This window comes from Phyllobacterium chamaecytisi (assembly GCF_020164455.1).
GTDB lineage: Bacteria > Pseudomonadota > Alphaproteobacteria > Rhizobiales > Rhizobiaceae > Phyllobacterium > Phyllobacterium chamaecytisi.
In genome coordinates this window covers 16,991-43,164 of record NZ_JAIQWW010000017.1, presented here as the reverse complement: position 1 = coordinate 43,164, position 26,174 = coordinate 16,991, and the positions used below count along the sequence as shown (strand labels likewise).

Genomic DNA, 26,174 nt, shown 5'->3' with positions numbered 1-26,174 from the left:
TAATGTCAATACGGGCGATAAATGCCCTACATCGAAAGCGTTGGAATGGCGAGTGATACCCTCTCTACAAAAGACAAGATCCTGCAAGCAGCAGCGGAAATCGCCAAGGAAGTCGGGCCTGTGCACCTTTCACTCGATGCCGTGGCCCGGCGGGCAGGTCTTTCAAAGGGAGGATTGCTCTATACGTTTCCGACCAAGGCCAAATTGCTCGAAGCACTCGTTGAACAGCACGTTTCAGAGTTTGACGAATCACTGCGCAAGGAAGAGGCGGCCCGAAATCACGGTCCTAACAGCGTCGTTCTAGCGTGCATCGCCGTCTATCGGGCAGAGTTTCTTTGCAACGAACCCGAGCCTTCCGGGATTCTTGCCGCCATCGCCAATGATCCGGGATTTCTTGAGCCAATCCGGCGGTACAACAAACAGCTTCTGCAGCGTATGCGCGAGAACGCAGAAGATCCTACGCTAGCAATGATGGTGTTTTTGACGATCGAGGGGCTACGCAGCCTAAAATTGTTCGAGATGGGTCTGCTCAGTAAAGACGAACAGATCGCCGCAATCGACCGGTTGAAGAACCTGTTCGAACCGGCCGATGCTCAAACGGCAGACGTGCCCGTTACCGCCTGATCACGCAAATAGGGGTATATCGCCCCGCGCCCACGCGACTTGAGTTTCTTCCGTGAAGCGATTGAAATTGCTCGATTCTATAGCGTCGCGAATACCCTGCATCAGTTGCTGGTAATAGTAAAGATTGTTCCATGTCAGCAGCATGGCGCCAAGGGCTTCCCCTGACTTGACCAGATGATGCAAATAGGCGCGGCTGTAGTCCCGCGCCGCCGGACAGGGCGATTCCTCATCCAAAGGACGCGGATCATCCGCATGTCGCGCATTGCGCAGGTTGACCTTGCCGCGCCGGGTAAAGGCGAGGCCGTGGCGCCCTGCCCGCGTCGGCATCACACAATCGAACATATCGATGCCGCGTGCCACCGATTTCAGGATATCGTCGGGCGTGCCCACGCCCATGAGATAGCGCGGCTTGTCATCCGGAAGTTCTGGACACGTAATGTCGAGCATTTCCAGCATAACGTCTTGCGGCTCGCCAACCGCCAATCCGCCCACGGCATAGCCTTTCAGATCCATGCTCTTCAGCGCCTGCGCAGAGCGAATACGCAGATCGGCGACATCACCGCCCTGAACGATGCCGAACATGGCTTTGCCGGGCTGGTTGCCAAAGGCAGTCTTGCAGCGTTCTGCCCAGCGCAGCGATAATTCCATAGCCCGCTGGATGTCTTTCGGTGTCGATGGCAAGGCCACGCATTCGTCGAGCTGCATCTGGATATCCGAATCCAGCAACCCTTGGATCTCGATCGAGCGCTCTGGCGTCATCTCATACGCGCGGCCGTCGATATGCGAGCGAAACGTCACGCCGCTTTCAGTCAGCTTGCGCAATTGTGCCAGCGACATGACCTGAAACCCGCCAGAATCCGTCAGGATTGGCGGCTGCCAGCGCGCAAACTCATGCAATCCGCCAAGTTTCGCCACGCGCTCGGCGCCCGGTCTCAACATCAGATGGTAGGTATTACCAAGGATGATATCGGCGCCAAGATCACGCACCTGGTCCATATACATGGCCTTGACTGTTCCACCGGTGCCAACCGGCATGAAAGCCGGAGTGCGCACAGTCCCGCGCGGCATTGTAATTTCGCCGCGGCGCGCCTGGCCATCCGTGGCAATCAGTTTGAATTCGAAATTTTCGTTCATGATGCGGATCGCCATAACAGGCTTGCATCGCCATAGGAATAGAAGCGGTAGTTATTCTTGATGGCATGTTCATAGGCCGCATGCATCCGTTCGAAACCGCTGAAGGCCGAAACCAGCATGAACAGTGTCGAGCGCGGGAGATGAAAATTCGTCATCAGCATGTCGACTGCACGAAACTTATAACCTGGGGTAATGAAAATATCCGTCGGGCCCGACCATGGCTTGATAACGCCGTCTTCGCTCGTTGCACTTTCAAGCAGACGCAGCGATGTCGTTCCGACTGAAACGATTCTTCCGCCTCGTGCCTTGACGGCGTTAAGCGCATCCGCCGTGCGTTGATCGACGGTGCCGATTTCTGCATGCATCTTGTGATCGGCGGTATCGTCGGCCTTGACGGGGAGAAAGGTGCCCGCCCCCACATGCAGCGTAACGAAATGTTCTTCGATCCCGCGTTTCTTCAGATCGTCCAGCAGTTCAGGTGTGAAATGCAGCCCAGCAGTCGGCGCGGCAACGGCACCCTCTTCCCGGGCGTAAACGGTCTGATAATCCTCGCGGTCACGAATATCATCTGCACGTTTCGAAGCAATGTAAGGCGGCAGCGGAATATGCCCAACGGCGGCAATTGCCTGATCGAGATCGGCACCGCTGAAATCGAAAACCAGCAGCGCTTCGCCGGCATCGCCTTTCTCAGTGACAGTTGCCTGCAACGATCCAAGCAGGCAGGCATTGTTACCATGGCCGAAGTCGATCCGCTCCCCCTCCTTGATGCGTTTTGCCGGGCGCAGGAAGGCCTTCCAGCGGTCAGGTCCGGTCCGCATGTGCAACGTCGCACCGATTTGCGCTTTCACACCCTCGCGCTCACGAAAACCTTCAAGCTGTGCCGGTATCACTTTGGTATCATTGAATACCAGCGCGTCGCCGCGCTTAAGAAAATCACCGAGATTGCGAACACTACTGTTCTCGAACTCGGAACCGTCTGCCCGCACAAGCAAAAGCCGCGCTGAATCGCGCGGCTCTGCAGGTCTCAATGCGATGCTCTCCTCGGGCAGATCGAAATCGAAAAGATCAACGCGCATAATGCATCAATATTATTCGGCGTCTGCGGCAACGCGCATGGAAACGATGGAGTCCGGATCCTGCACAGGCTCGCCGCGCTTGATCTTGTCGACATTGTCCATACCTTCGATGACCTGGCCCCACACCGTGTACTGACGGTTGAGGAATGCTGCATCGTCAAAGCAGATGAAGAACTGCGAATTGGCAGAATTCGGGCTCTGCGAGCGAGCCATCGAGCAAGCGCCGCGGCCATGGTTGGCATTGGAGAATTCAGCTTTGAGGTCCGGCTTGTCCGAGCCACCCATGCCGGCACGGCCCGGGTTGAAGGAACTTCCGCCCTGCTTGCCGAATTTGACATCGCCAGTTTGCGCCATAAAGCCATCGATTACGCGATGAAAGACGACGCCATCATAGGCGCCTTCCCGCGCAAGTTCCTTGATACGCTCGACATGTCCGGGCGCGAGGTCCGGATAAAGTTCGATAACGACATCGCCCTTCGTGGTTTCGAGAAGGATCGTGTTTTCTGGATCTTTGTAAGCCATATCCGGCAATCTCCTGATTTTATTGAATTGCGTGATTACTTGCCCGCACCAACGGTGACCTTGAGCATCTTGTCCGGGTTGTCGACGGCGCCATTGTCTGCCTCCGAGCCCTTCTTGATCTTGTCGACGATATCCATGCCGCTCGTGACCTTGCCAACGACTGTGTATTGGCCATCCAGCGAGGGGTACTCTTTGAACATGATGAAAAATTGCGAATTTGCAGAATTTGGACTTTGGGCACGGGCCATACCAACTGTTCCGCGCACGAAAGGTTCCTTCGAGAACTCAGCGGGCAGATCGGGCCGCGTCGAACCGCCGGTGCCTGCAGCCTGCGGATTGAAGCCTTTTTCCGTATTGCCGTACTGGACGTCGCCTGTCTGTGCCATGAAGCCTGGAATGACGCGGTGGAACACGACATTATTATAGGCGCCTTCCTTGGCGAGCGCCTTGATCTGCTCGACATGTTTCGGCGCCAGATCGGGGAGCAACTCTACCTTGACGTCGCCGTCCTTGAGCTTGATCGTCATCGTGTTCGCATCATCGGCAAGCGCCGGGTTTAGCGTTGCAAATGACAGGGACGAGACGGCAGCAACGAGCAATGCTGTGCGAAATACGGACATGGAAAACTCCGGGGTCAGGATTTGAATTTTGTCTTGAGTGCGTCGGCTACAAGAGCGGGAACAAAATGCCGAACGTCGCCGCCCATGGCTGCAATCTGGCGAACCAATGTGGCAGTAATGGTGCGAACCGCCGGATCGGCCGGCAGGAACACCGTTTGTAGCTCGGGCGCCATCTTGCCATTCATTCCGGCCATCTGCATCTCATAGTCGAGATCGGTACCATCACGCAAACCGCGAACCATCAGGGACGCACCATATTTGCGCGCAGCGTCGATCAGCAAACCATCGAATGCGATAACGTCGATCCGCTCGCCATCCTTGCCGAAAACATCGATTGCAACACGCTTGATCAGAACGACGCGTTCTTCGAACGAAAACAGCGGCGCTTTGCCCGGGTGAACACCGATCGCCACGAAAACCTTGTCCGCAAGCCGGAGCGAGCCCTGCAGGACATCCATATGGCCGTTGGTAATGGGATCGAATGATCCCGCATAGATCGCGATTGTCATGCCGCTTCCTAGCCTTTTTGTCTGGCGCTTTCAATGGTCGGCAATCGATCAGATGAACGGGAGATGAACGCACTCATCAGCAAGCATTCAGACAGCCTCAACTATGTGTGAGACAATCGATGAAACCATTTCGAAGTTAGCACGTTGCTAACCATGAAAGACAGCAAGATCGAAGGGACAAATTCATGTTTATTCTTCTAAGCATTGCTATGATGGTTGCCATGATGGTTTCAGCATTGATCATGATTATCGAAGAGAACAAAAAACGGGAAGCCCCGATTAAGACTTCCCGTTTTGGTGTCTATCATCCCCGTCGCGATCACTGATCGCAAACTAAAACGGCTCTAGATTTCTTCAGAGCCGTCTGTTGTGTCCGGTGATACGACTTCACCTTCAAGTACGGTTTCAGCCTCGATTTCATCGGTTTCGGTTTCTGAAATCCGCTCTACCGAAACAACCTTCTCGCCATCGGCTGTATTGAATATCGTGACGCCCTTCGTGGAGCGCCCGGCAATACGGATGCCGTTGACCGGTACGCGGATCAGCTGCCCTCCATCGGAGACAAGCAGGATCTGGTCCGAAGCCTCTACCGGGAACAAGGATACGAGCTTGCCAATCTCATCGGTCTTCGAAGTATCGGTCGCGCGAATACCCTTGCCACCCCGTCCAGAAACGCGGAACTCATAGGACGATGAGCGTTTGCCATATCCGTATTCGCTGACGGTAAGCACAGTCTGCTCGCGATCACGCAGTTCGGAATAGCGTTCCGGCGACAGGTCCGCTACGTCCGTTGCTTCCTCACCAACGAGTGCCACCTCTTCCGCGTCGTCCGCACCCTGTGCGCGTCGATCGGCGGCAGCCTGCTTCAGATAGGCCGAGCGTTCGGCAGGACTTGCCTCGACGTGCCCCAGTATGGCCATCGAAATGATTTTATCGCCTGGAGCCAGCGAAATACCGCGAACGCCGATTGAGTTGCGACCGACGAAGACACGCACATCGGTTACCGGGAAGCGGATGCACTGGCCCCCGGCGGCAGTCAGCAACACATCATCGAATTCATCACATGTATCGACGCTGAGGATTTCGTCGCCCTCGTCCTCCAGCTTCATCGCGATCTTGCCATTGCGATTGACCTGAACGAAATCGGACAGCTTGTTGCGGCGCACCGTTCCGCGTGTCGTGGCAAACATCACGTCGAGATTTGCCCAGCTTGCCTCGTCCTCCGGCAGCGGCATGATCGTTGTAATGCGTTCACCCTGTTCGAGCGGCAGCATGTTGATCAAGGCCTTGCCGCGCGATTGCGGCGTGCCAATCGGCAGGCGCCAGACCTTTTCCTTGTAGACGATACCGCGCGAAGAGAAGAACAGCATCGGCGTATGCGTATTGGCGACGAAGAGCCGTGTGACGAAATCCTCGTCCTTCATCGAAACGCCCGAGCGGCCCTTGCCGCCGCGGCGCTGTGCGCGATAGGTCGCCAGCGGAACACGCTTGATATAACCGGCGTGGCTGACGGTCACGACCATGTCTTCGCGGGCGATGAGGTCTTCATCGTCCATGTCGGCGCCGCCATCGGTCAACACCGAGCGGCGCGGTGTGCCGAATTCATCGCGAATGGCAATGAGTTCGTCCTTGACGATGCCCATGATCCGCAGACGCGATGCCAGGATCTCAAGGTAGTCGGCAATTTCGACACCGATCTTATTGAGCTCATCGGCGATTTCATCGCGTCCGAGTGCTGTAAGGCGCTGCAGGCGCAGATCGAGAATGGCGCGCGCCTGCTCTTCCGACAAATTGTAGGTGTTGTCGTCGTTGAGCTTGTGGCGCGGATCGGCGATCAACTGGATCAACGGCGCGACGTCACTCGCAGGCCACCGGCGTTCCATCAACTGGTCACGCGCCGTCTGCGGATCCGGCGCCCGGCGTATCAGCGCGATGATCTCATCGATATTGGCGACGGCAATCGCAAGACCAACCAATACATGCGCCCGGTCCCGCGCCTTGCGCAGCAGGAATTTGGTGCGGCGGCTGACAACTTCCTCGCGGAAGCTGACGAAAGCCCGCAGAATGTCGAGAAGGTTGAGAAGTCCCGGCTTGCCGCCGTTGAGCGCCACCATGTTCGCGCCAAAAGACGACTGCAGTGGCGTGAAACGATAAAGCTGGTTGATAATCACGTCAGTGACGGCATCGCGCTTCAGTTCGACCACAACGCGATAGCCGTCACGATCGGATTCATCGCGAATGTCAGAAATGCCTTCAATGCGCTTTTCGCGCACCAGATCGGCCATCTTCTCGATCATCGTCGCCTTGTTTACCTGATAAGGCACCTCGGTGATGATGATGGCCTCACGGTCACCGCGCATGCTTTCGACAGCAACCTTGCCGCGCATCAGGATCGAGCCGCGACCCGTACTATAAGCCGAATAAATACCGGAACGGCCAAGGATCAGACCCCCGGTCGGAAAATCCGGACCTGGAATGTGTTCCATCATTTCCGGCAGTTCGATCGCCGGATTGTCGATCAGCGCTATACAACCATTGATGACCTCCGCCAGATTGTGCGGAGGTACGTTCGTCGCCATGCCGACGGCAATGCCACCAGAACCATTGACGAGAAGATTGGGGAAGCGCGCCGGTAGAACAGTCGGCTCTTGCTCGCGGCCGTCATAATTGTCCTGAAAGTCGACCGTTTCCTTGTCGATATCGGAGAGGAGCGATTCCGTCACCTTTTCCAGGCGGCACTCCGTGTACCGCATCGCTGCGGGGGAATCGCCATCGATCGAGCCGAAATTGCCCTGCCCATCAACCAATGGGTCACGCAATGACCAGTCCTGCGCCATACGGACGAGCGCATCGTAGATAGAGGCGTCACCATGCGGATGGTATTTACCCATCACTTCACCGACGACACCGGCCGACTTGCGATAGGACCGGTTCCACGACAGACCCATCTCGTTCATCGCATGCAGTATGCGTCGATGCACGGGCTTCAGGCCGTCGCGCACGTCAGGCAGCGCACGGCTAACGATCACGCTCATCGCGTAGTCGAGATAGGAGCGCTGCATTTCCTCGATTATGGAAATCGGCTCGATCCCGAAGGACGGTCCGGATTTATCGTCTTCGGAGCCAGGAGGTGGAGTTAAATCAGACACGAGGCACTCATCTTTCGGATAGAATCAATCTTTGATCTTATAGAGGCTTTTCAAGCCAAAAGCCAATAAACGGCACGTTAATACACAGCTGAAAACCCTTTGAAATCAATGGGATAAAATGGCATTTCTCATGCGGTGAAAAACTTCTGGTCTGAATCGCATGTTTCTCGACGTTGGATAGCGAATCCGGTAGGTTGAATCCGGGATAACAGTTGGGTTGGTGCAGCTTTAACCAGAAAAGAAAAGCAAAATCGTGGCGTACTCAGACACCATCCTCAATGCCTTTGTGACGCTCATGGTAACGATCGATCCGCCCGGTCTCGCACCATTGTTTCTGGCCCTGACGACGGGCATGAACCGGGCAGAGCGCAGTCAGGTTGCCCTCCGGTCCAGCCTCACGGCATTTATCGTTCTCACCGTTTTTGCAATTGCCGGTGCACAGATACTTGCCCTCTTCGGCATTACGCTCGGCGCTTTCCGCATTGCGGGTGGTCTGCTTCTCTTCTGGATAGCCTTCGAGATGATCTTTGAGCGGCGTAACGAGCGCAAGGAGAGAAGTGCGGAGGTTGCGATTACAAAAGATCACATCCGTAACATCGCCGCCTTTCCTTTGGCGATACCGTTGATTGCCGGTCCAGGCGCGATTTCTGCAACCATTCTTCTTGCCGGAACGCTTTCGAGTGCTACATCGCGACTGGCGTTGATCGGCATCATCCTGATCTGCATAGCCTCGTGCTACATTGTGTTTTTTCTTGCCGAGCGTATCGACCGTTTTCTTGGCGAAACGGGCCGTTCGATATTGACCAGACTGCTCGGCGTAATTCTCGCCGCCCTCGCCGTCCAATTCGTGGCCGACGGCATCCGGACCCTCGTCAACAGCTGACAGTCAATAACCAGGGCTTATGCGGACATCGACGCCGTCGCTAAACACGACCGTCAAGGGCGTGCCTGCGATGACGTCCCCCAGTTCGGGTGCAATCGCCAAAGGGACGGCTTTGTTGACGGTTTCCAGCGCCGAAGAGACGAACGCCTCCTGGATGACGCGGTCGCCGCCTGGCGTTCTGAAAGTGACGCGCGGCATTGCGATGACCGTACCATCCCGCCGCAATGCAAAGCGCAATGTCACGCCCATATCTTCGGAGCCAGTTGGCCGGACCCAGCAGGCAAGAAGCGCCGAACCGATTTCTCTCGTGGAATATATCGGTTCGCTTTTGCCGCAAGTTTGTTCGGATGCCAATGCCGGCGTCAGACCGGGCAATGCGAGAGCCATTGCCGCCGAAAGGAACCACCGCAGGGACCGCACGACAACCAATTCAGCGCGCCTCTGCTTCGGTTCCATCCGCGGCATCCCTTTGCGTGATCAATCGTGCGCTGCGAACACCGCTGACGGAAATCCACAGCCAGCTCAAGGCCACGGCCAATCGATTTCGCACGCCGATGAGAAAATAGATATGTGCCAGACCCCAGAGCCACCAGGCCAGATAGCCCTTCAGTTTGATCCAGCCGAAATCGGTAACCGCCGCACGCTTGCCGATCGTCGCAAGATCGCCCGCATGGCGATAAACAAACGGCCGCGACGTCTGATCGCCGGCTAGCCTTGCCTTGATGGTTTCAGCGATGTGCTTACCCTGCTGTTTCGCCGCGGGCGCAATCCCCGGCACGGTGCCCTTACCGCCGTTCGGAACCGTTGCAGTATCGCCGATCACAAATATTTCCGGATGGTCCGGCGCGGTCAAGTCGGCATTGACGACAACGCGCCCTGCTCGATCGGAAGGCGCGTTCAACCATTTGGCCGCAGGAGAAGCCTGCACGCCGGCCGCCCAGATAATGGTCCTGGCGCGCAGCGACTGGCCGCCGAATTCAACGCCGTCAGCATGACATTCTGTGACCGGATGGCCGAGATGAACAGTCACGCCCAGCTTCTCTAGTGCTCGCCTCGCATAAGCCGACATATCTTCGCTGAACGCAGGCAGCACGCGGGGGCCACCCTCGATCAGCACCACTTGCGCCTCTGCAGGATCTATCACTCTGAAATCACCCTTCAACGTATCACGCGCGAGATCGGCTATTGTTCCGGCGATCTCGACCCCTGTGGGCCCACCGCCAATGATCACCAGGGTCAGATATTCCATGCGCTTGGCAGGATCCGGTTCGCGCTCGGCCTTTTCAAACGCTGTAAGAATGCGCCGGCGGATCATCGTGGCGTCTTCGAGTGTCTTCAGACCGGGTGCATACGGCTCCCAATCATCATGACCGAAATAGGCGTGGCGCGCGCCGGTCGCCAGCACGAGCGTGTCATAGGGAATTGTCTCGCCGTCCGCGGTGGAAACAGTCCGGGCAGCTATATCGACACTTTCAACAGTGCCGAGCAAGGTCTTGACGTTCTTGTACTTCCGCACAAGATGCCTGATCGGCCAGGCAATTTCGGAGGTGGCCAATGTCGATGTTGCGACCTGATACAGCAGCGGCTGGAACAGATGGTGGTTACGCTGATCGATGATTGTGATGTCGATATCGACATTCCGGAGATTATAGACAGCCTCCAGGCCGCCGAAACCTCCGCCGACGACGACAAGGCGGTGTTTGGTGTGGGGTGGCGTCTGGATTTCAGTCATGATGAGGCTCCGATGCGCAGACCGAGACCTGTCTAACAGACCGATTGCCATGCGACAATTGCATGAAATACCGATCAGGGATGAGTTATCGAGAGGTCTCTTGGAGGTTCGACGCCAATCAGTGCGGCCCAACGTCCGGGTGTCATGCCGAAGGCTTTCTTGAATTGCCGGTTGAGATGGCTTTGGTCGTTGAATCCCGTTTCCACCGCAATCCCGGCAAGCGGTTCACCTGTCTTGATCATCTCTCGGGCCCGTTGCAGGCGCCGCATCAACAAAAAGCGATGGGGGCTCGTGGCGTATAGCGTACGGAAGTGCCGGGATAAAGCGTAGCGATCAAGGCCGCTTACCGCTTCAAGCTCGCCCGATCGTACAAGACGCAAGGCGTGCTCTTCGAGATAATCGCGTGCCAATTCTGTTTGCCGGATCGCTGGCGCGCTCAGCGGTCTTCCATGCTGTCTTGCATGCCGCGCCAAGCCGAGGGTCAGCTGTGAAACGACATCGTCGACCAGTAGTTCATCCAGTTCCTCATCGAGATTGCCGAGAGCTGCCGCCAAGGCACCCTGTAGCGCCGGGTCAGCAATGACAGGATCGTTGACGAATGGCAGCGCACCTTGGCGGTCGCCCAGCGATTGCAGTGCCAGCGCCGGTTCCAGATAGAGCATGCGATAGCGCAGGCCGTCATCAGTGCCGGCCGCGCCATCATGCATCTCGTCGGGATGGATCACGATGATATTGCCAGGCATGCTGTGGCGCCGCTCCCCGCGATACCAGAACGTCTGCACGCCGTGCAGCGTCACGCCGATCGCGTAGGTGTCGTGCCGGTGCAAATCATAGGCATCCCCGGCAAACCGCGCTTCGATGCGTTCAAGGCCCGGATTGGACGGCGCAGATGTAATAGCGTCCTGCACGGGAAGTTTGCACAAACGTCCAAGACCACGCGCGGCCTCTTCGCCTAAAACGTCTTGCATAAGTTCAACTCTTCCATGACTGACGGAGAATTATATCGATGTTCGATACCAAAATTGCAATCGTATTGCGAAACGACATGGCCCCATGGCAGGCATTGAATGTGACGGCGTTTCTGACAAGCGGCATTGTTGCGCAATCGCCCGACGTGATCGGCGAGCCCTATCGTGACAGGGTCGGAAACACTTACAACCCGCTTTCCATCCAGCCTGTGATTGTGCTGGCTGCGGATCAGGCAACGATTTCAAATATTCACCGCCGTTCGCTCGAACGCGACATCAAAACGTGTCTTTATATCGAAGAGATGTTTGCGACTGGCCACGACGCGGCCAACCGTGCTGTCTTTGCACAATTCGCGCCGGACGATGCGAAAGTCGTCGGCATCGCCATGCGAGCCGACAAGAAACTGGTCGACAAGATTACCAAAGGCGCCAGGATGCATCCATGAAAGCAGTTCAAAAGCCCGTTATGACTGCAAAAACCGCGAGGTAGCGGGTAATCTTGGCAATCGCCACGAGTACCACGAAACTGAGCAAGGGTTCCCGCAGAGCGCCCGCAACCACTGTCAGCGGATCGCCAATGATCGGGGCCCAGCTCAAGAGCAGCGTCCACCTGCCATAGCGATGATACCAGGAGGCGGCGCGATCGAGTTGCGCGCGGCTGGCGGGAAACCATTTCCGGTCGCGAAACCTGTCTATGCCGCGGCCAAGCAGCCAATTGACCACCGAACCAAGGACGTTCCCGATACTGGCCACCGCGATTAGCGCTGCCGGCGAATATGAATTGCTGAGGAGAAGTCCGGCAAGCGCCGCCTCCGACTGCATCGGAAGGACGGTCGCCGCAACGAAGGCTATTGCGAATAGCCCAGCATAAACGCCCAGATCACTGATCATGACTGGGCGCTGTATCGTTCATTTGGGTCTTATTGGATCTTGATCTCAGAACGGGATTTCGTCGTCGAGATCGCGAGAGAAATTGCCGCCTGCACTCGACGAACTGCTCGACGATGCACTGGAACGGCCGAAATCCGAACCCTCATTGTCCGAAACCTGGCCGCGTCCCGAATTGTTATCGAATGAACGTCCACCGCCGGCATTTTCACCGCGTGAATCGAGCATCTGCAATTCACCGCGGAACTTCTGCAGCACGACTTCTGTCGAATAGCGGTCGTTACCGGTCTGGTCTTGCCACTTGCGAGTCTGCAGAGCACCCTCAAGATAAACCTTCATGCCCTTTTTCAGGTACTGCTCGGCAACCTTGGCAAGATTGTCATTGAAGATAACCACGCTGTGCCATTCGGTCTTTTCCTTGCGCTCGCCGCTGTTCTTGTCGCGCCAGCTTTCCGACGTCGCAATACGAAGATTGACGACCGGATCGCCAGAACCGAGCCGCCGGATTTCCGGGTCAGCGCCAAGATTTCCTACCAAAATGACCTTGTTGACACTGCCTGCCATGATCTGAACTCCATAAATTCCGCTTTTAAAATTTGCGCCATCATACAGAAGCCGCCTTCAAGACGGGGCAACTGATTACCGCTATCCACAATATACAGTCCCCGGTCACGTCCGCATCGACAGCCACCAAAACCCTCCTGCCAGATTTGTCAGGAGACTTGTCACGCTTCCAATGCAGCCACGAACCGCAACGCACCTGGTTTTTTACAGCCAACGCTCGAACAAGACTGCTTTCACACCCTGTCAGCACTATGTCAGGAGAGCATCCACAGTTTGTTCTTTTTTTGTTCTATCACTTGCTCTAACAATGTCAACATGGCTATGGTGATTCCAATAGGGTCAGGACCTCGTAAAGCGGAGAAGACTTTCTAAATATAGGAAAGCCGCTCGCTGAGGGCCATAACTCCTTCCAAATAGCGCGCCCTCTCAAAGGCAAACACATATGAGCGATCAGAAGTACATTTCCATTCGCGGTGCCCGCGAACATAATTTGAAGAACATCGATCTTGATCTGCCGCGCGACAAGCTGATTGTCATGACCGGCCTTTCAGGGTCGGGCAAGTCGTCGCTCGCGTTCGATACGATCTATGCCGAAGGGCAGCGGCGTTATGTCGAGAGCCTGTCCGCCTATGCGCGGCAATTTCTCGAGATGATGCAGAAGCCTGACGTCGACCAGATCGACGGCCTGTCGCCGGCGATTTCCATCGAGCAGAAGACAACCAGCCGCAACCCACGATCGACGGTAGGCACTGTCACAGAGATTTATGACTACCTGCGCCTGCTCTATGCGCGTGTTGGCATTCCTTATTCTCCCGCCACCGGTCTGCCGATCGAAAGCCAGACGGTCAGCCAGATGGTCGATCGTGTGCTGGCACTCGAAGAAGGCACGCGTCTTTTCATTCTCGCGCCGATTGTCCGTGGCCGGAAGGGCGAATACCGCAAGGAACTCGCCGACCTGCAGAAGCGTGGTTTCCAGCGCGTCAAGGTTGACGGCATCTTTTACGAGATCGCCGATGTCCCGGCGCTGGACAAGAAATACAAGCACGATATCGATGTCGTGGTGGACCGTATCGTCGTGCGGCCCGATATGTCGGCTCGTCTTGCCGACAGTCTCGAGACCAGTCTGAAGCTCGCCGACGGCATCGCCGTTGCGGAATTTGCCGACAAGCCGCTTCCGGCCGACGAAACGGCCAGCGAATCCGCTAACAAATCCAAGAACGACACGCATGAGCGGCTGATGTTCTCGGAAAAGTTTGCTTGTCCGGTTTCGGGTTTCACCATTTCGGAGATCGAGCCGCGGCTGTTTTCGTTCAACAATCCTTTCGGCGCATGCCCGACCTGCGATGGTCTGGGGACACAAAAGGCCATCGATCCCACGATGATCGTACCGGACGAAAGCCTGACATTGAAGAACGGCGCCATCGCTCCGTGGTCGAAGTCGAGCTCGCCTTACTACAACCAGACGCTGGATGCGCTCGGTACCGCCTATGGCTTCAAGCTTGCTGATCGTTGGCGCGACCTGAGCGAGGAAGCCCAAAAAGCCATTCTTTACGGTACGGGGAGCCGCGAGGTTCAATTCGCCTATGATGACGGCCTGCGTTCCTACCGCACCACCAAACCCTTCGAAGGCGTCATTCCCAATCTGGAGCGCCGCTGGAAGGAGACGGACTCCGCCTGGTCGCGCGAGGAGATAGAGCGTTTCATGTCGGGTACACCCTGCCCGGCTTGCAAAGGCTATCGGCTCAAGCCCGAGGCTCTTGCGGTCAAGATCGGCGGCTTGCATATCGGTCAGGTCACCGAGAAATCCATTCGCCATGCGGATGCGTGGTTCAGTGACATCGACAAGACATTCAATGAAAAGCAGACGGAGATCGCCGCGCGCATTCTCAAGGAGATCCGCGAGCGCCTGCGCTTCCTTAATGATGTCGGGCTCGACTATCTGGCATTGTCGCGCAATTCCGGCACGCTGTCCGGTGGTGAAAGCCAGCGTATCCGCCTCGCCTCGCAGATTGGGTCGGGCCTGACCGGCGTGCTCTATGTGCTCGACGAGCCATCCATCGGCCTGCATCAGCGAGACAACGAGCAGTTGTTGAAGACCCTGCGCCACCTGCGCGATCTCGGCAACACCGTCATCGTCGTCGAGCATGACGAGGATGCAATCCTCACCGCCGATTATGTCGTCGATATCGGCCCGGCTGCCGGCATTCATGGCGGCGAGATCATTGCGCAAGGCTCGCCTGCCGATATCATGGCCAGCCCGAAATCCCTGACCGGCAAGTATCTGTCCGGCGAGATCGAAGTGGCGGTGCCTTCCGAGCGGCGCAAGATCAACAAGAAGCGCATCAAGATCGTCGGAGCGCGCGGCAACAACCTGAAGAACGTCTCGGCGGAAATTCCGCTCGGCACATTCACGGCCGTTACCGGCGTGTCCGGCGGGGGCAAATCGACGTTTCTGATCGAGACGCTGTTCAAGGCCGCCTCGCGCCGCATCATGGGTTCGCGCGAGCATCCGGCCGACCATGACCGCATCGACGGGCTGGAATTTCTCGACAAGGTCATCGATATCGATCAGTCGCCGATCGGCCGCACGCCGCGCTCCAATCCCGCAACTTATACGGGTGCGTTTACGCCGATCCGCGACTGGTTTGCGGGGCTTCCGGAAGCAAAAGCGCGTGGCTACCAGCCGGGCCGGTTCTCGTTCAACGTCAAGGGCGGACGCTGCGAGGCGTGCCAGGGCGACGGCGTGATCAAGATCGAGATGCACTTCCTGCCGGATGTCTATGTCACCTGCGATGTGTGTCACGGCAAGCGCTACAATCGCGAGACGCTGGAGGTCCTGTTCAAGGGCAAGTCGATCGCCGACGTCCTCGACATGACCGTCGAGGAAGGTGCGGAGTTCTTCGCCGCCGTCCCTGCGGTGCGCGACAAGCTGCAGACGCTGGCCAAGGTCGGCCTCGGCTATATCCACGTCGGCCAGCAAGCAAACACATTGTCGGGCGGCGAAGCGCAGCGCATCAAGCTCGCGAAGGAACTGTCACGCAAGGCGACCGGCCGTACGCTCTATATTCTCGATGAACCCACCACCGGCTTGCATTTCCATGACGTGGCGAAGCTGCTCGAAGTGCTGCATGAACTTGTCGACCAAGGCAACACAGTCGTCGTGATCGAGCACAATCTCGAAGTCATCAAGACAGCGGACTGGGTCATCGACCTTGGACCACACGGCGGCGACGGCGGCGGTGAGATCGTGGCCGTCGGGCGGCCGGAGGATATCGTCGAGGCCGAACGCTCCTATACCGGCCAGTTCCTCAGGGAGCTTTTGCGCCGCCGCCCGGGGCACAAGGCGCAAGCCGCGGCAGAATAATCAATCTATCTTCAAGGGAGGAGACGGAGATGACCAGCGGAACCATAAGGGCGGGCATCGGTGGCTGGATTTTCGAGCCTTGGCGCGGCACCTTTTATCCAAAAGGTCTCTCCAAGACCAAGGAACTCGAATATGCAGGCCGGCATCTGCAGACCATCGAGATCAACAGCACCTATTACGGTACGCAGAAGCCTGAGACTTTCGCCAAATGGGCGAGCCAGGTGCCGAATGGTTTCGTCTTCTCGGTGAAGGGCAATCGCTTTGTCACCAACCGCCGTGTTCTTGCCGAAGCCGGCGAGTCGATGCAGCGCTTCATCAGATCCGGTATAGCCGAGCTTGGCGACCGGCTGGGGCCGCTGATCTGGCAATTTGCGCCAACAAAGAAGTTCGATGCGGATGATTTTGGCGCCTTTCTCGATCTCTTGCCAAAAAACGAATCCGGCCTCCCCCTGCGCCACGCGGTTGAGGTCCGCAATCCTTCCTTCATCGATCCCGACTTCATTGCTCTTGCTCGCCAGAAGGGTGTGGCAGTGGTTTATGCGGAACATTTCGAATATCCGGAAATTGCCGATGTGACCGCTGATTTCGTCTATGCCCGCCTGCAGAAGGGTGATGATGCCATCGAAACCGCCTACCCTGCCAAGGCGCTCGACAAATGGGCAGACCGCGTCAAACATTGGGCAAAGGGCGATGTACCGGATGACCTGCCACTGGCCTCTCCCAAACAGCACCCGGGAAAGCAGCCTCGCGATGTTTTTGTCTACTTCATCCACGAAGGCAAAGTGCACGCCCCGCAGGCAGCACAGGCGCTAACCCAGCGTTTGAACGCATAACTCAAGCCGCTGACGCACGGTCCCTGTCTATAAAGTATGCAATCTGCACATTTTTTCATCACCTTGCTGCATTCCCGCTTGTGCTTTACGGTGACGAGTTAGGCAGAGGGGCAAAACTTCCGCCGCCTTCACTCGATAAACTCAGGTTCGTGGAAATATTTAAACTATTCAACCGAGTTGGCATGCTTCCTGCTTTTCGAAGTGAAAGCGGGCAAGAGGTCCGTTTCTATGCATAGGGAGATTGTTCTCTGATGAAGAAAATCGAAGCCATCATCAAACCATTCAAACTGGATGAGGTGAAAGAGGCACTGCAGGAAGTGGGGCTTCAGGGCATCACAGTGACCGAAGCGAAGGGCTTTGGCCGTCAAAAGGGTCATACAGAATTGTATCGCGGCGCTGAATATGTCGTCGACTTTCTGCCGAAGGTGAAAGTCGAGATCGTTCTGGGCGACGAATCCGTCGAGGCCGCCATCGAGGCGATCCGCAGAGCTGCACAGACCGGCCGTATCGGCGACGGAAAAATCTTTGTATCCAACATTGAAGAAGTTGTGCGCATCCGGACCGGAGAGTCCGGCATCGACGCCATCTGATCCAAACACCCTCCGCTGGCACGTTCGGGCCGGCAACCAGTATCATCGTCGCTGAATAAGGAAAACTGATATGACGACCGCTAAAGATATTCTGAAACAGATCAAGGACAACGACGTAAAATTCCTTGATCTCCGCTTCACTGATCCAAAGGGGAAGCTGCAGCACGTGACGATGGACATTGCTGAAGTTGACGAAGACATGTTCGCCGATGGCGTTATGTTCGACGGCTCTTCCATTGCCGGCTGGAAGGCCATCAACGAGTCCGACATGGTTCTCATGCCAGACACCGATACGGTTCACATGGATCCGTTTTTCGCGCAGTCGACCATGGTTATCCTTTGCGACATTCTCGATCCGATCTCCGGCGAATCCTATAATCGCGATCCGCGCGGCACGGCCAAGAAAGCCGAAGCCTACATGAAGGCAGAAGGTATCGGCGACACCATCTTCGTTGGCCCGGAAGCTGAGTTCTTCGTCTTCGACGACGTCAAGTACAAGGCAGATCCCTACAACACCGGCTTCAAGGTCGACTCTACCGAACTGCCGTCGAACGACGATACCGACTACGAAACCGGCAACCTTGGCCATCGTCCGCGCATCAAGGGTGGTTACTTTCCAGTGCCGCCAATCGATAGCGCGCAGGATATGCGTTCGGAAATGCTCACTGTCCTCACGGAAATGGGCGTGCGCGTTGAAAAGCACCACCACGAAGTGGCTGCAGCACAGCACGAGCTTGGCATCAAGTTCGACGCCCTCACCCGCAACGCCGACAAGATGCTGATTTACAAGTATGTCGTGCATCAGGTCGCCAATGCCTATGGCAAGACCGCAACCTTCATGCCGAAGCCTGTCTTTGGCGACAACGGTTCGGGCATGCACGTGCACATGTCGATCTGGAAAGACGGCAAGCCGACTTTCGCCGGTAACGAATATGCTGGTCTGTCGGAAAGCTGCCTCTTCTTCATTGGCGGCATTATCAAGCATGCCAAGGCCATCAACGCTTTCACCAACCCCTCGACCAACTCCTACAAGCGCCTGGTTCCAGGCTATGAAGCTCCGGTTCTGCTAGCCTACTCCGCACGCAACCGTTCGGCCTCCTGCCGTATTCCGTTCGGCTCCTCGCCGAAGTCCAAGCGTGTTGAAATTCGCTTCCCGGATCCGACAGCCAATCCTTATCTCGGCTTTGCCGCGATGCTGATGGCCGGTCTCGACGGCATCAAGAACAAGATCCATCCCGGCCAGCCTATGGACAAGGACCTTTACGATCTTCCTGCCAAGGAACTGAAGAAGATCCCGACCGTATGCGGCTCGCTACGTGAAGCACTCCAGAGCCTCGACAAGGATCGCGGCTTCCTGAAGGCCGGCGGCGTATTCGATGACGACCAGATTGACTCGTTCATCGAACTGAAGATGGCCGAAGTGATGCGTTTCGAAATGACACCGCATCCAGTCGAATACGACATGTACTATTCGGTGTGATCTGGCCGAGATTTCAAAAAAGAACCCCGGTGCAAGCCGGGGTTTTTGATTCTCGCCAGAAGGTCGAAAGACGCTGGTAATGTGGTCTAAGCCGACCTCACCGCATCCAACATCTTCACCGCTGCGGTCATCTCGCGCTCGCGGATCGCGCGGCGGGCAGCGGCTTCGGCGTCTTCGCCCCAATGCTCTATCGTCCAGTCTTCATCAACGTGCGCCAGCCTCCATGCTTCAGCGCCGGAAATCTCGCCTTTGGCGACGGCGAGCGCCATGATTGCCGAGCCGGTCAATGTCGTGATCGTATGCAGCGCGGCAATGGCGAACGGGTCGTTGAACTGGCCGAGATGGACACTGAAAGCGCCGAGCGCCTCACGCGGCTGCTCGACATGCATCACGCCTTCCGCCAATGCGAAGCGCGCACCGAGGTCCGATGCCGCCCAATCGATGAGCGGATCCCAAAGTTCGGTCTGGCGATTGACCAGCCGTTCGGGCGAGCCGGCACGATAGCACAACATGTCCGATGACGCGAAGCGCAGCACATCTTCCAGCACTGCCTGCGGGTCATTGACAATGCCGTCGATCGCCGTGTTGGCAAGCCGTGTCGCTGGCATCCGCGCCGGATCGATTTCCTTTTCCTGCACGGAAAATTCGTCGGCAATCAACTGCGCCGCCGCACGCGTCGGCAGTGCAAGGGTCTGCCGGGCCGGTGTTTTGACCGCGCGGCCATCCAGCTTGACAGCAAACATGCCCTCATGCTCGGCAACGGCGGCTTCTTTGTAAAAGCGCTTTGGCAAAGGCATTTTCGACTGGATCTGCGCGCGGCGAACAGGATCCGGATCGGAAAGGTCCTGTTTCTTGTCCATGTTGAAAAGGTCGTTACGCATCGTGACAGTCCGCTAATTAATTGTCTTCGTCGCCGTCGCTCTCATCGAGTCCCAGCAGGTTCCAGGTCTGTACCATATGGGGTGGCAATGGCGCGGTTACATCGATGATGCCGCCCGACGGGTTGGGAACACGGATCCGGCGCGCGTGCAGATGCAAGCGGTTCTGGATACCGCCCGGGAAAGACCAGTTCGTATCCGCTTCGAAATATTTCGGATCCCCGATGATCGGGCAGCCGATGTGGGCAGCGTGCACGCGCAATTGGTGCGTGCGGCCCGTATAGGGTTCCATCTCCAGCCATGTCAGAACCTGTCCGGCGGACTCGATCACACGATAATAGGAGACGGCGTGATCCGAATCTGGTTCGCCGTGCTGGGCAACGCGCATTCGATCGCCATCGGGCGTCGTTTCCTTGACCAGCCAGGTGGTGATCTTGTCCTCGCGCTTGCGCGGTATGCCTTTCACCAGGGCCCAATAGGTTTTCTTCGTCTCACGCTCGCGGAAAGCTGCGGTCAGCGCCTGCGCTGCGCCGCGTGTGCGGGCAACGACGAGAACGCCCGACGTGTCGCGGTCGAGCCGGTGAACAAGCCGGGGCTTTTCGCCCTTCTTGTTGCGCCAGGCTTCCAGCATGTCGTCGACATGGCGGTTGACGCCGGAACCACCCTGCACCGCCAGACCCGCCGGCTTGTTGAAAACGAAAACCTTCGGATCTTCATAGAGCAGCATCTGCTTCAGGACATCGCCATCATCCCGGCCGCGGATGCTCTTGCCAGTCAGATGGCCTTCGGCCTTGGAATCTACCGGCAGCGGAGGGATGCGGACTGTCTGCCCGGCCTGCAGCCTTGTGTCGGATTTGGCGCGAGATCCATCGATCCTTATCTGGCCGGACCGCAGCAATTTCTGCAGATGCCCGAAGCCCAAACCAGGAAAATGTACCTTGAACCAACGGTCGAGGCGCATTTCCGCCTCACCCGTATCGACTGTCTTCTGTTCTACCGCTGCCATCAACTCTGCCTTCTTAGATCAGAGGTGCGAATAGCACTAAGTGCTCATTCTTGCGAGCCATAATCCAAAAAACAGCGCGCCAATGCTTAAGATCACATTCGCGAGCATATAAAAAAGAGCGATTGCGAGTTCACCGCGCTCCCAAAGCACCGCGACATCCAGCGAAAATGACGAAAATGTCGTGAAGCCGCCTAGAATCCCGATGGCTATGAAGAGCCGCAGTTCAGGCGAGCCTTCGAAGCGGCGCGCGAGAAGCTCGATAAAAAGCCCCATGAGAAAGCCGCCGATGACATTCACCGCCAGTGTTCCGTATGGAAAAGCCACGCCGAAGGCTCGCGCCATCCCGACCCCGACAAGATATCGCGCGACAGATCCGATCGCTCCACCTGAAGCCACAAGTAATATTGCGTTCATTTTGCATTCAGCCTGGACAGTTTATGTTGCGAACTCAATTGGTTGAATCATCACGGGACGTTACGCGACGTAGAAAAATGTTCCACACAGGAACGAGGAACTGGCATAACTTTAGAGCATTGAATATTGCGGTGCACAAGAGTCTGATGCAGTGTCATTTCTACAGCGTGAGTAGCGGCCCCAGTAGCGGAGTGGCAAAGTGTCATTGTTAAACATCTATTGGAAATCGCTCCAATATCTCGGCGCTGAGAAGCGCGCGACTGTGTTTATCTGCGCCGTAAACGTCGCCTTGGCATTGACGATGCTGTTTGAGCCGTTGCTTATGGGCCTCGTCATCCAGGCAATTGCCGACAAGGCGGACGTATGGCTCCCCCTTACTCAATTGGCCGCAGTTGGATTGTTCCATATCGGCGCGAATGTCCTGGTTGCGCGCGAGGCCGACCGCCTTGCGCACCGGCGCAAACTTGCCGTACTCACTGAGTCTTACAATCGCGTGATCAGCATGCCGCTTTCGTGGCACCACCAGCGTGGCACGTCCAATGCGATGCATACGCTTTTGCGCGCAATTGAGACTTTGTTTGGCCTGTGGCTCGAATTTATGCGCACGCATCTTGCAACCGCGGTGGCTCTGATGGGGCTCATTCCTTTGGCTTTGGCGCAAGACTGGCGTCTGGCTTCGGTATTGGCGGTTCTGGGTGCCGTTTACGTCCTCGTGAGCCGCTTTGTTACAGCCAAGACCAAGGACGGTCAGGCGCAGGTCGAGCGCCATCACATTACGGCCTTCAGCCACGTTACAGACTCGATGGGCAATATCTCTGTATTGCAGAGCTACAATCGTATCGACGAAGAAACGCGCGCCCTGCAGTCCTACGCGAAGCAGCTGCTTGCGGCGCAATACCCTGTGTTGAACTGGTGGGCCTTGGCCGCCGGTATCAATCGCATGGCATCTACAATATCCATCCTCGTGGTTCTGGCCCTCGGCGCCCATTTCGTCATTCAAGGTGAAATGCTGGTCGGTCAGGTCGTGTCGTTCATCGGCTTCGCCACACTGCTGATCGGTCGTCTCGACCAGCTCAGTGCGTTCGTCAACCAGATTTTCGCGGCCCGCGCCAAGCTGGAAGACTTCTTCGAAATGGAAGCATCGGCTGCCTATGCCGTCGAGCCGAAGACGGCGCACGACATCGATAATGTCAGCGGCAATGTCGAGTTCGAGAATGTTTCCTTCGAGTTTGCCAATTCGACACAGGGTCTGAAGAACGTTTCGTTCAAGGCCAAGGCTGGGCAGACCGTCGCCATTGTCGGCCCGACAGGTGCAGGCAAGACGACGCTGATCAATCTCTTGCAGCGCGTGTACGATCCGAAGGAAGGCCGTATTCTGGTCGATGATATCGATACGCGTACGGTTAGCCGCCGGTCGCTGCGCAACGCTATTGCGACTGTGTTCCAGGATGCGGGCATGTTCAACCGCTCGATCGAAGACAATATCCGCGTCGGTCGCCCGAAGGCCAGCGACGAGGATGTGCTTGCTGCGGCCGAAGCCGCCGATGCCAGCGACTTCATTCTCGCCAAGTCTGCCGGCTATGGCACCGTTGTCGGCGAGCGCGGTTCGCAGCTCTCCGGCGGTGAACGTCAGCGCGTCGCTATCGCCCGCGCCATCCTCAAGGATGCGCCGATCCTCGTGCTCGACGAGGCGACCAGCGCGCTCGACGTTGAAACCGAAGCGCGCGTCAAGGTTGCGGTGGACAAACTGTGCCAGAACCGCACGACCTTCATCATCGCTCACCGTCTCTCGACTGTTCGCGATGCCGACATCGTGCTCTTCATGGATCAGGGTGAAATCGTCGAGTCCGGCAGCTTCGATGCACTGGCGCGCCAGAACGGCCGCTTCAGTTCGCTGCTCAAGGCGGGTGGCCTGAAGCTCGATGACGATACGGCCAATGTAACGCCCTTCCCGCGCAAGCCGGAAGCCGCCTAACGGACAAACATCACACAAAAAGAAAGGCCGCTTTTCAGCGGCCTTTCTTTATTCCTCGCCGCGTTCCCGCCGCAGCTTGTTCCAGTAGTCGATGCGCTTGCGGATCTCGCGCTCAAAGCCGCGCTCCGGCGGATCGTAGAACGTCTGCCGGCCAAGCGCTTCCGGAAAATAATTCTGACCTGAAAACGCCTCGGGCTCGTCGTGGTCATAGGCGTAGCCTTTGCCATAGCCCTCGCCCTTCATCAGCTTCGTCGGCGCATTGAGGATGTGCTTCGGCGGCACGAGCGAGCCGTTTTCCTTGGCCGCACGCGTTGCGGCCTTGTAAGCCAGATAGACCGCGTTGGATTTCGGCGCGGTAGCTAGATAGACGCAAGCCTGCGCCAGCGCCAATTCACCCTCCGGCGAGCCCAGATAATCATAGGCGTCCTTGGCGGCATTGCAGATCACAAGTGCCTGCGGATCGGCCATGCCGATATCCTCGCTTGCCATGCGAACGAGCCGCCGCCCGAGGTAGAGCGGGTCTTCACCCGCATCGAACATCCGGCAAAGGTAATAGAGCGCTGCATCAGGGTCCGAGCCACGCACGGATTTATGCAGCGCCGAGATCAGATTATAATGACCGTCCTGGCTCTTGTCGTAGACCGGAGCACGTCGCTGTACGATCTGCTGTACCCGTTCCGCGTCGAAAACCTCGCCATCACGCGCCGCACGCCAGACTTCCTCGGCCAGCGTCAGGATTGCCCGCCCGTCACCGTCGGCCATCCGCACGAGGCTTGCGCGCGCCTCATCATTCAGCGGCAGGGCTTTGCCTTCATGGCTCTCCGCGCGTTCGAGCAGGGCGGTCAGGCTGGCCTCGTCATGCGGATGAAACACCAGCACGCGTGCACGCGACAACAAGGCCGCATTCAATTCAAAGGATGGGTTCTCCGTCGTCGCACCGACAAGGACGATTGTGCCATCCTCCATCACCGGCAAGAACGAATCCTGCTGCGCCCGGTTAAAGCGATGTATTTCGTCGACGAACAGCAATGTCTGGCGGCCGGACATTTTTCGCGAACGCGCCATGTCGAAGACCTTCTTCAGGTCTGCCACACCGGAGAAGATCGCGGATATCTGTTCGAATGCGAGGTTGGTCTCGTTGGCGAGTAGCCGCGCCACGGTCGTCTTACCTGTTCCGGGTGGCCCCCAGAAGATCATCGAGCCAAGCGAGCCGGACGCGATCATCCGCGTCAATGCGCCTTCCGGTCCGGTCAGGTGTTCTTGCCCGGTGACCTCACCCAGCGTTTTTGGCCGCAATCGGTCCGCAAGCGGCCGGCTCCTGTCCGATGCCGGATCGTCATTGACCGAAAACAGGTCCGCCATATTCTCTATTTGCCTCGCTCAGCGAATGATTTGCCGGATTATGGCACCGCCGCGCTCGAATTCGAAGCGCCAAAGCGAAGGATCGCTGGACATCGCCTTGCTCAATTCGGCGATTGTCTGGATCTCAACTCCATTCACACCGCGAATGATATCTCCCGGACGCAAACCTATGCGCGCGGCCGGCGAATTGCGGGTCACCTTGTCCACTGCCACACCGTCCGTATCCGCTGGCAATTGCAGGCGGGCGGCGCTGCTTGGCGTCAGCTTGAGGACGAGCGCGCCCGACAGCGGGTTCTTGCCCCCGATCATCAACTGATTGTCCGGAGAGTCCGCGCGGGGCTTTTCGAGCGAAACCGTCACGGTCTTTTCCGCTGCTCGGCTGAGCACACCGAGCTTCACGGCTTTGCCAATTCCGGCTGTCGTCAGGCGGTAGCCAAGCCCATCGGGATTCTCGATCCGTACATCATCGACAGTCAGAACCACATCGCCGACAAGAAGCCCGCTCTTTTCCGCGGGGCTGCCCTTTGTGATATTGGTCACCAATGCACCATAGGGTTGCTTCATGCCCAGACCTTCAGCCACATCCGGTGTTACATTCTGGAAAGTAGCGCCAATATAGGGCCGCTCGAACGTATCCGCGCCTCCCTTCGCCGTCTCAACAACGGCGCGTACCATATTGGCCGGAATAGCAAAACCGATGCCGACCGATCCGCCGGAGCGCGAGAATATCGCCGTGTTGATACCGATAAGCTTGCCATCCATGCCAATCAGCGCGCCGCCCGAATTGCCGGGATTGATCGCCGCATCGGTCTGGATAAAGAAGTCGAAATCTGAAATGCCCACCCGCGTGCGCGCCTGCGCCGAAACGATGCCGCTCGTCACTGTCTGGCCGACACCGAAGGGATTGCCGATGGCGAGCACCAGATCACCGACTTCGACCTTGTCAGAATCCCCCAATCCTAAAGACGGCAATGGCTCGCCCGCGTCGATCTTCAAAATTGCAAGATCGGTCGATTCATCCTTGAGCAGAACCTTCGAGTCGAACTCACGCCCATCGGATAGTGCCACCTTCACCGTGTCGGCATCGCGGATCACGTGGTTGTTGGTGACGATAATCCCGGAAGGATCGGTAATCACGCCTGAACCAAGCGACGATTGCACGCGCGGCGGTGCGTTGAATTGTCCGCCACCGAAGAATTGCTCGAAGAAGGGATCACCGGCAAAGGGCGAACGTGTCTGTACCTCGTGTGCTGCATAGACATTCACCACCGCACCAGCCGTCTGCTTCACCAGCGGCGCAAAGGAGAGCTGCAGCTCGTTGCGTGTCGTGGGCAACTGCTTGGTCGTATCCGTTGCTGTTTGCGCATGGAGCGGCATCACCATTCCGGAGAACATGGCGGTACAAAGGAAAAGTGCCCGCGCTGATGCAGCGGCTTTGGAACTCATATCAATCTCCCGGTACATGATGAATCAACTCAAAACTATCTCGACCAATGTGGTGATTTCGAAGCGAGATACCAGCGAAGAAACAAAGCAAATTTGAGACATAAGGTACCAGTTGGGATGTACACGACACCGTCTTCATGCATCGCCATATTTGGGA

At 57.0% G+C, this 26,174-nt stretch carries 25 protein-coding genes; 9 read left to right on the top strand and 16 right to left on the bottom strand.

The features are described from left to right. Positions 1-45 precede the first annotated feature (45 nt). A complete protein-coding gene (locus LB462_RS22630) occupies positions 46-624 on the top strand; it encodes a TetR/AcrR family transcriptional regulator (RefSeq protein ID WP_224512700.1) in 579 nt (192 codons plus the stop codon). On the opposite strand, the gene tgt is transcribed toward LB462_RS22630, so the two are convergent. From tgt to coaD, 5 genes are read right to left on the bottom strand one after another with little or no spacing between them, the layout of a single operon-like run. Continuing rightward, positions 625-1,758, bottom strand: a complete 1,134-nt coding sequence (tgt, locus tag LB462_RS22625; RefSeq protein ID WP_224512698.1) for a tRNA guanosine(34) transglycosylase Tgt — start codon at positions 1,756-1,758, stop codon at positions 625-627. It lies immediately after the preceding gene. Further along, a complete protein-coding gene (gene queA / locus LB462_RS22620) occupies positions 1,755-2,834 on the bottom strand; it encodes a tRNA preQ1(34) S-adenosylmethionine ribosyltransferase-isomerase QueA (RefSeq protein ID WP_224512697.1) in 1,080 nt (359 codons plus the stop codon). The genes tgt and queA overlap by 4 nt, the downstream gene beginning before the upstream one ends. 12 nt (positions 2,835-2,846) lie before the next feature. Further along, the gene (locus LB462_RS22615) at positions 2,847-3,356 is read right to left on the bottom strand and encodes a peptidylprolyl isomerase (RefSeq protein WP_114429408.1); all 510 of its coding nucleotides are present in this window, start codon (positions 3,354-3,356) and stop codon (positions 2,847-2,849) included. Between the two features lie 35 nt (positions 3,357-3,391). Then, a complete protein-coding gene (locus tag LB462_RS22610) occupies positions 3,392-3,976 on the bottom strand; it encodes a peptidylprolyl isomerase (RefSeq protein WP_224512694.1) in 585 nt (194 codons plus the stop codon). Between the two features lie 14 nt (positions 3,977-3,990). Further along, positions 3,991-4,485 (bottom strand): pantetheine-phosphate adenylyltransferase, encoded by a 495-nt coding sequence (gene coaD / locus LB462_RS22605; protein ID WP_224512692.1) that lies wholly within the window; start codon positions 4,483-4,485, stop codon positions 3,991-3,993. Between the two features lie 185 nt (positions 4,486-4,670). Between coaD and LB462_RS22600 the strand changes: the two genes are divergently transcribed. Continuing rightward, positions 4,671-4,811: a hypothetical protein gene (locus LB462_RS22600; protein WP_162701844.1), complete on the top strand. Its 141-nt coding sequence runs from the start codon at positions 4,671-4,673 to the stop codon at positions 4,809-4,811. Between the two features lie 18 nt (positions 4,812-4,829). Here LB462_RS22600 and gyrA read toward each other — a convergent pair whose 3' ends face one another. After that, the gene (gene gyrA, locus LB462_RS22595) at positions 4,830-7,547 is read right to left on the bottom strand and encodes a DNA gyrase subunit A (RefSeq protein WP_370637272.1); all 2,718 of its coding nucleotides are present in this window, start codon (positions 7,545-7,547) and stop codon (positions 4,830-4,832) included. 340 nt (positions 7,548-7,887) lie between these two features. On the opposite strand from gyrA, the gene LB462_RS22590 reads away from it, so the two are divergent. After that, on the top strand, positions 7,888-8,517 hold the full coding sequence (locus LB462_RS22590; RefSeq protein WP_183660757.1) for a MarC family protein: 630 nt from the start codon (positions 7,888-7,890) through the stop codon (positions 8,515-8,517). Between the two features lie 3 nt (positions 8,518-8,520). Here LB462_RS22590 and LB462_RS22585 read toward each other — a convergent pair whose 3' ends face one another. From LB462_RS22585 to LB462_RS22575, 3 genes are all read right to left on the bottom strand, one after another. Next, positions 8,521-8,973 carry a UCP034077 family protein gene (locus LB462_RS22585; protein ID WP_224512689.1) on the bottom strand — a complete coding sequence of 151 codons (453 nt, stop codon included), beginning with the start codon at positions 8,971-8,973 and terminating at the stop codon, positions 8,521-8,523. Next, positions 8,948-10,249 (bottom strand): NAD(P)/FAD-dependent oxidoreductase, encoded by a 1,302-nt coding sequence (locus LB462_RS22580; RefSeq protein WP_224512687.1) that lies wholly within the window; start codon positions 10,247-10,249, stop codon positions 8,948-8,950. The genes LB462_RS22585 and LB462_RS22580 overlap by 26 nt, the downstream gene beginning before the upstream one ends. A gap of 74 nt (positions 10,250-10,323) precedes the next feature. Further along, on the bottom strand, positions 10,324-11,217 hold the full coding sequence (locus LB462_RS22575) for an AraC family transcriptional regulator (protein ID WP_224512685.1): 894 nt from the start codon (positions 11,215-11,217) through the stop codon (positions 10,324-10,326). A gap of 38 nt (positions 11,218-11,255) precedes the next feature. Between LB462_RS22575 and LB462_RS22570 the strand changes: the two genes are divergently transcribed. Then, positions 11,256-11,663: a DUF2000 family protein gene (locus LB462_RS22570; RefSeq protein WP_224512676.1), complete on the top strand. Its 408-nt coding sequence runs from the start codon at positions 11,256-11,258 to the stop codon at positions 11,661-11,663. A 7-nt stretch (positions 11,664-11,670) separates the two neighbouring features. Here the strand turns inward: LB462_RS22570 and LB462_RS22565 are convergent, their stop codons facing one another. Then, positions 11,671-12,105: a YqaA family protein gene (locus LB462_RS22565; RefSeq protein WP_224512906.1), complete on the bottom strand. Its 435-nt coding sequence runs from the start codon at positions 12,103-12,105 to the stop codon at positions 11,671-11,673. A gap of 48 nt (positions 12,106-12,153) precedes the next feature. Further along, positions 12,154-12,669: a single-stranded DNA-binding protein gene (locus tag LB462_RS22560; RefSeq protein WP_224512674.1), complete on the bottom strand. Its 516-nt coding sequence runs from the start codon at positions 12,667-12,669 to the stop codon at positions 12,154-12,156. A gap of 442 nt (positions 12,670-13,111) precedes the next feature. On the opposite strand from LB462_RS22560, the gene uvrA reads away from it, so the two are divergent. The 4 genes from uvrA (at position 13,112) to glnA (ending at position 18,936) form a co-directional block, all read left to right on the top strand. Next, positions 13,112-16,033, top strand: coding sequence for an excinuclease ABC subunit UvrA (uvrA, locus tag LB462_RS22555; protein WP_224512672.1), 2,922 nt, complete (start codon positions 13,112-13,114; stop codon positions 16,031-16,033). 29 nt (positions 16,034-16,062) lie between these two features. Continuing rightward, positions 16,063-16,866 (top strand): DUF72 domain-containing protein, encoded by an 804-nt coding sequence (locus LB462_RS22550; protein ID WP_224512670.1) that lies wholly within the window; start codon positions 16,063-16,065, stop codon positions 16,864-16,866. Between the two features lie 251 nt (positions 16,867-17,117). Continuing rightward, positions 17,118-17,456: a P-II family nitrogen regulator gene (locus LB462_RS22545; protein ID WP_224512668.1), complete on the top strand. Its 339-nt coding sequence runs from the start codon at positions 17,118-17,120 to the stop codon at positions 17,454-17,456. A 70-nt stretch (positions 17,457-17,526) separates the two neighbouring features. Continuing rightward, positions 17,527-18,936, top strand: a complete 1,410-nt coding sequence (gene glnA / locus LB462_RS22540; protein WP_210004245.1) for a type I glutamate--ammonia ligase — start codon at positions 17,527-17,529, stop codon at positions 18,934-18,936. An 86-nt stretch (positions 18,937-19,022) separates the two neighbouring features. Here the strand turns inward: glnA and LB462_RS22535 are convergent, their stop codons facing one another. The 3 genes from LB462_RS22535 to crcB are packed head-to-tail and all read right to left on the bottom strand — an operon-like array spanning position 19,023 to position 21,234. After that, the gene (locus tag LB462_RS22535) at positions 19,023-19,817 is read right to left on the bottom strand and encodes an ATP12 family chaperone protein (RefSeq protein WP_224512665.1); all 795 of its coding nucleotides are present in this window, start codon (positions 19,815-19,817) and stop codon (positions 19,023-19,025) included. Between the two features lie 16 nt (positions 19,818-19,833). Then, positions 19,834-20,820, bottom strand: a complete 987-nt coding sequence (locus LB462_RS22530) for an RluA family pseudouridine synthase (protein ID WP_112526933.1) — start codon at positions 20,818-20,820, stop codon at positions 19,834-19,836. Positions 20,821-20,856: 36 nt separating this feature from the next. Then, positions 20,857-21,234: a fluoride efflux transporter CrcB gene (crcB, locus tag LB462_RS22525; RefSeq protein ID WP_224512664.1), complete on the bottom strand. Its 378-nt coding sequence runs from the start codon at positions 21,232-21,234 to the stop codon at positions 20,857-20,859. A 199-nt stretch (positions 21,235-21,433) separates the two neighbouring features. On the opposite strand from crcB, the gene LB462_RS22520 reads away from it, so the two are divergent. Continuing rightward, a complete protein-coding gene (locus tag LB462_RS22520; RefSeq protein WP_224512662.1) occupies positions 21,434-23,209 on the top strand; it encodes a glucan ABC transporter ATP-binding protein/ permease in 1,776 nt (591 codons plus the stop codon). Between the two features lie 48 nt (positions 23,210-23,257). Here the strand turns inward: LB462_RS22520 and LB462_RS22515 are convergent, their stop codons facing one another. Together LB462_RS22515 and LB462_RS22510 are read right to left on the bottom strand one after the other, a co-directional pair. Beyond that, positions 23,258-24,571, bottom strand: coding sequence for a replication-associated recombination protein A (locus LB462_RS22515; RefSeq protein ID WP_224512660.1), 1,314 nt, complete (start codon positions 24,569-24,571; stop codon positions 23,258-23,260). 18 nt (positions 24,572-24,589) lie between these two features. Further along, positions 24,590-26,017, bottom strand: a complete 1,428-nt coding sequence (locus LB462_RS22510; RefSeq protein ID WP_370637268.1) for a DegQ family serine endoprotease — start codon at positions 26,015-26,017, stop codon at positions 24,590-24,592. Positions 26,018-26,174: the final 157 nt, after the last annotated feature.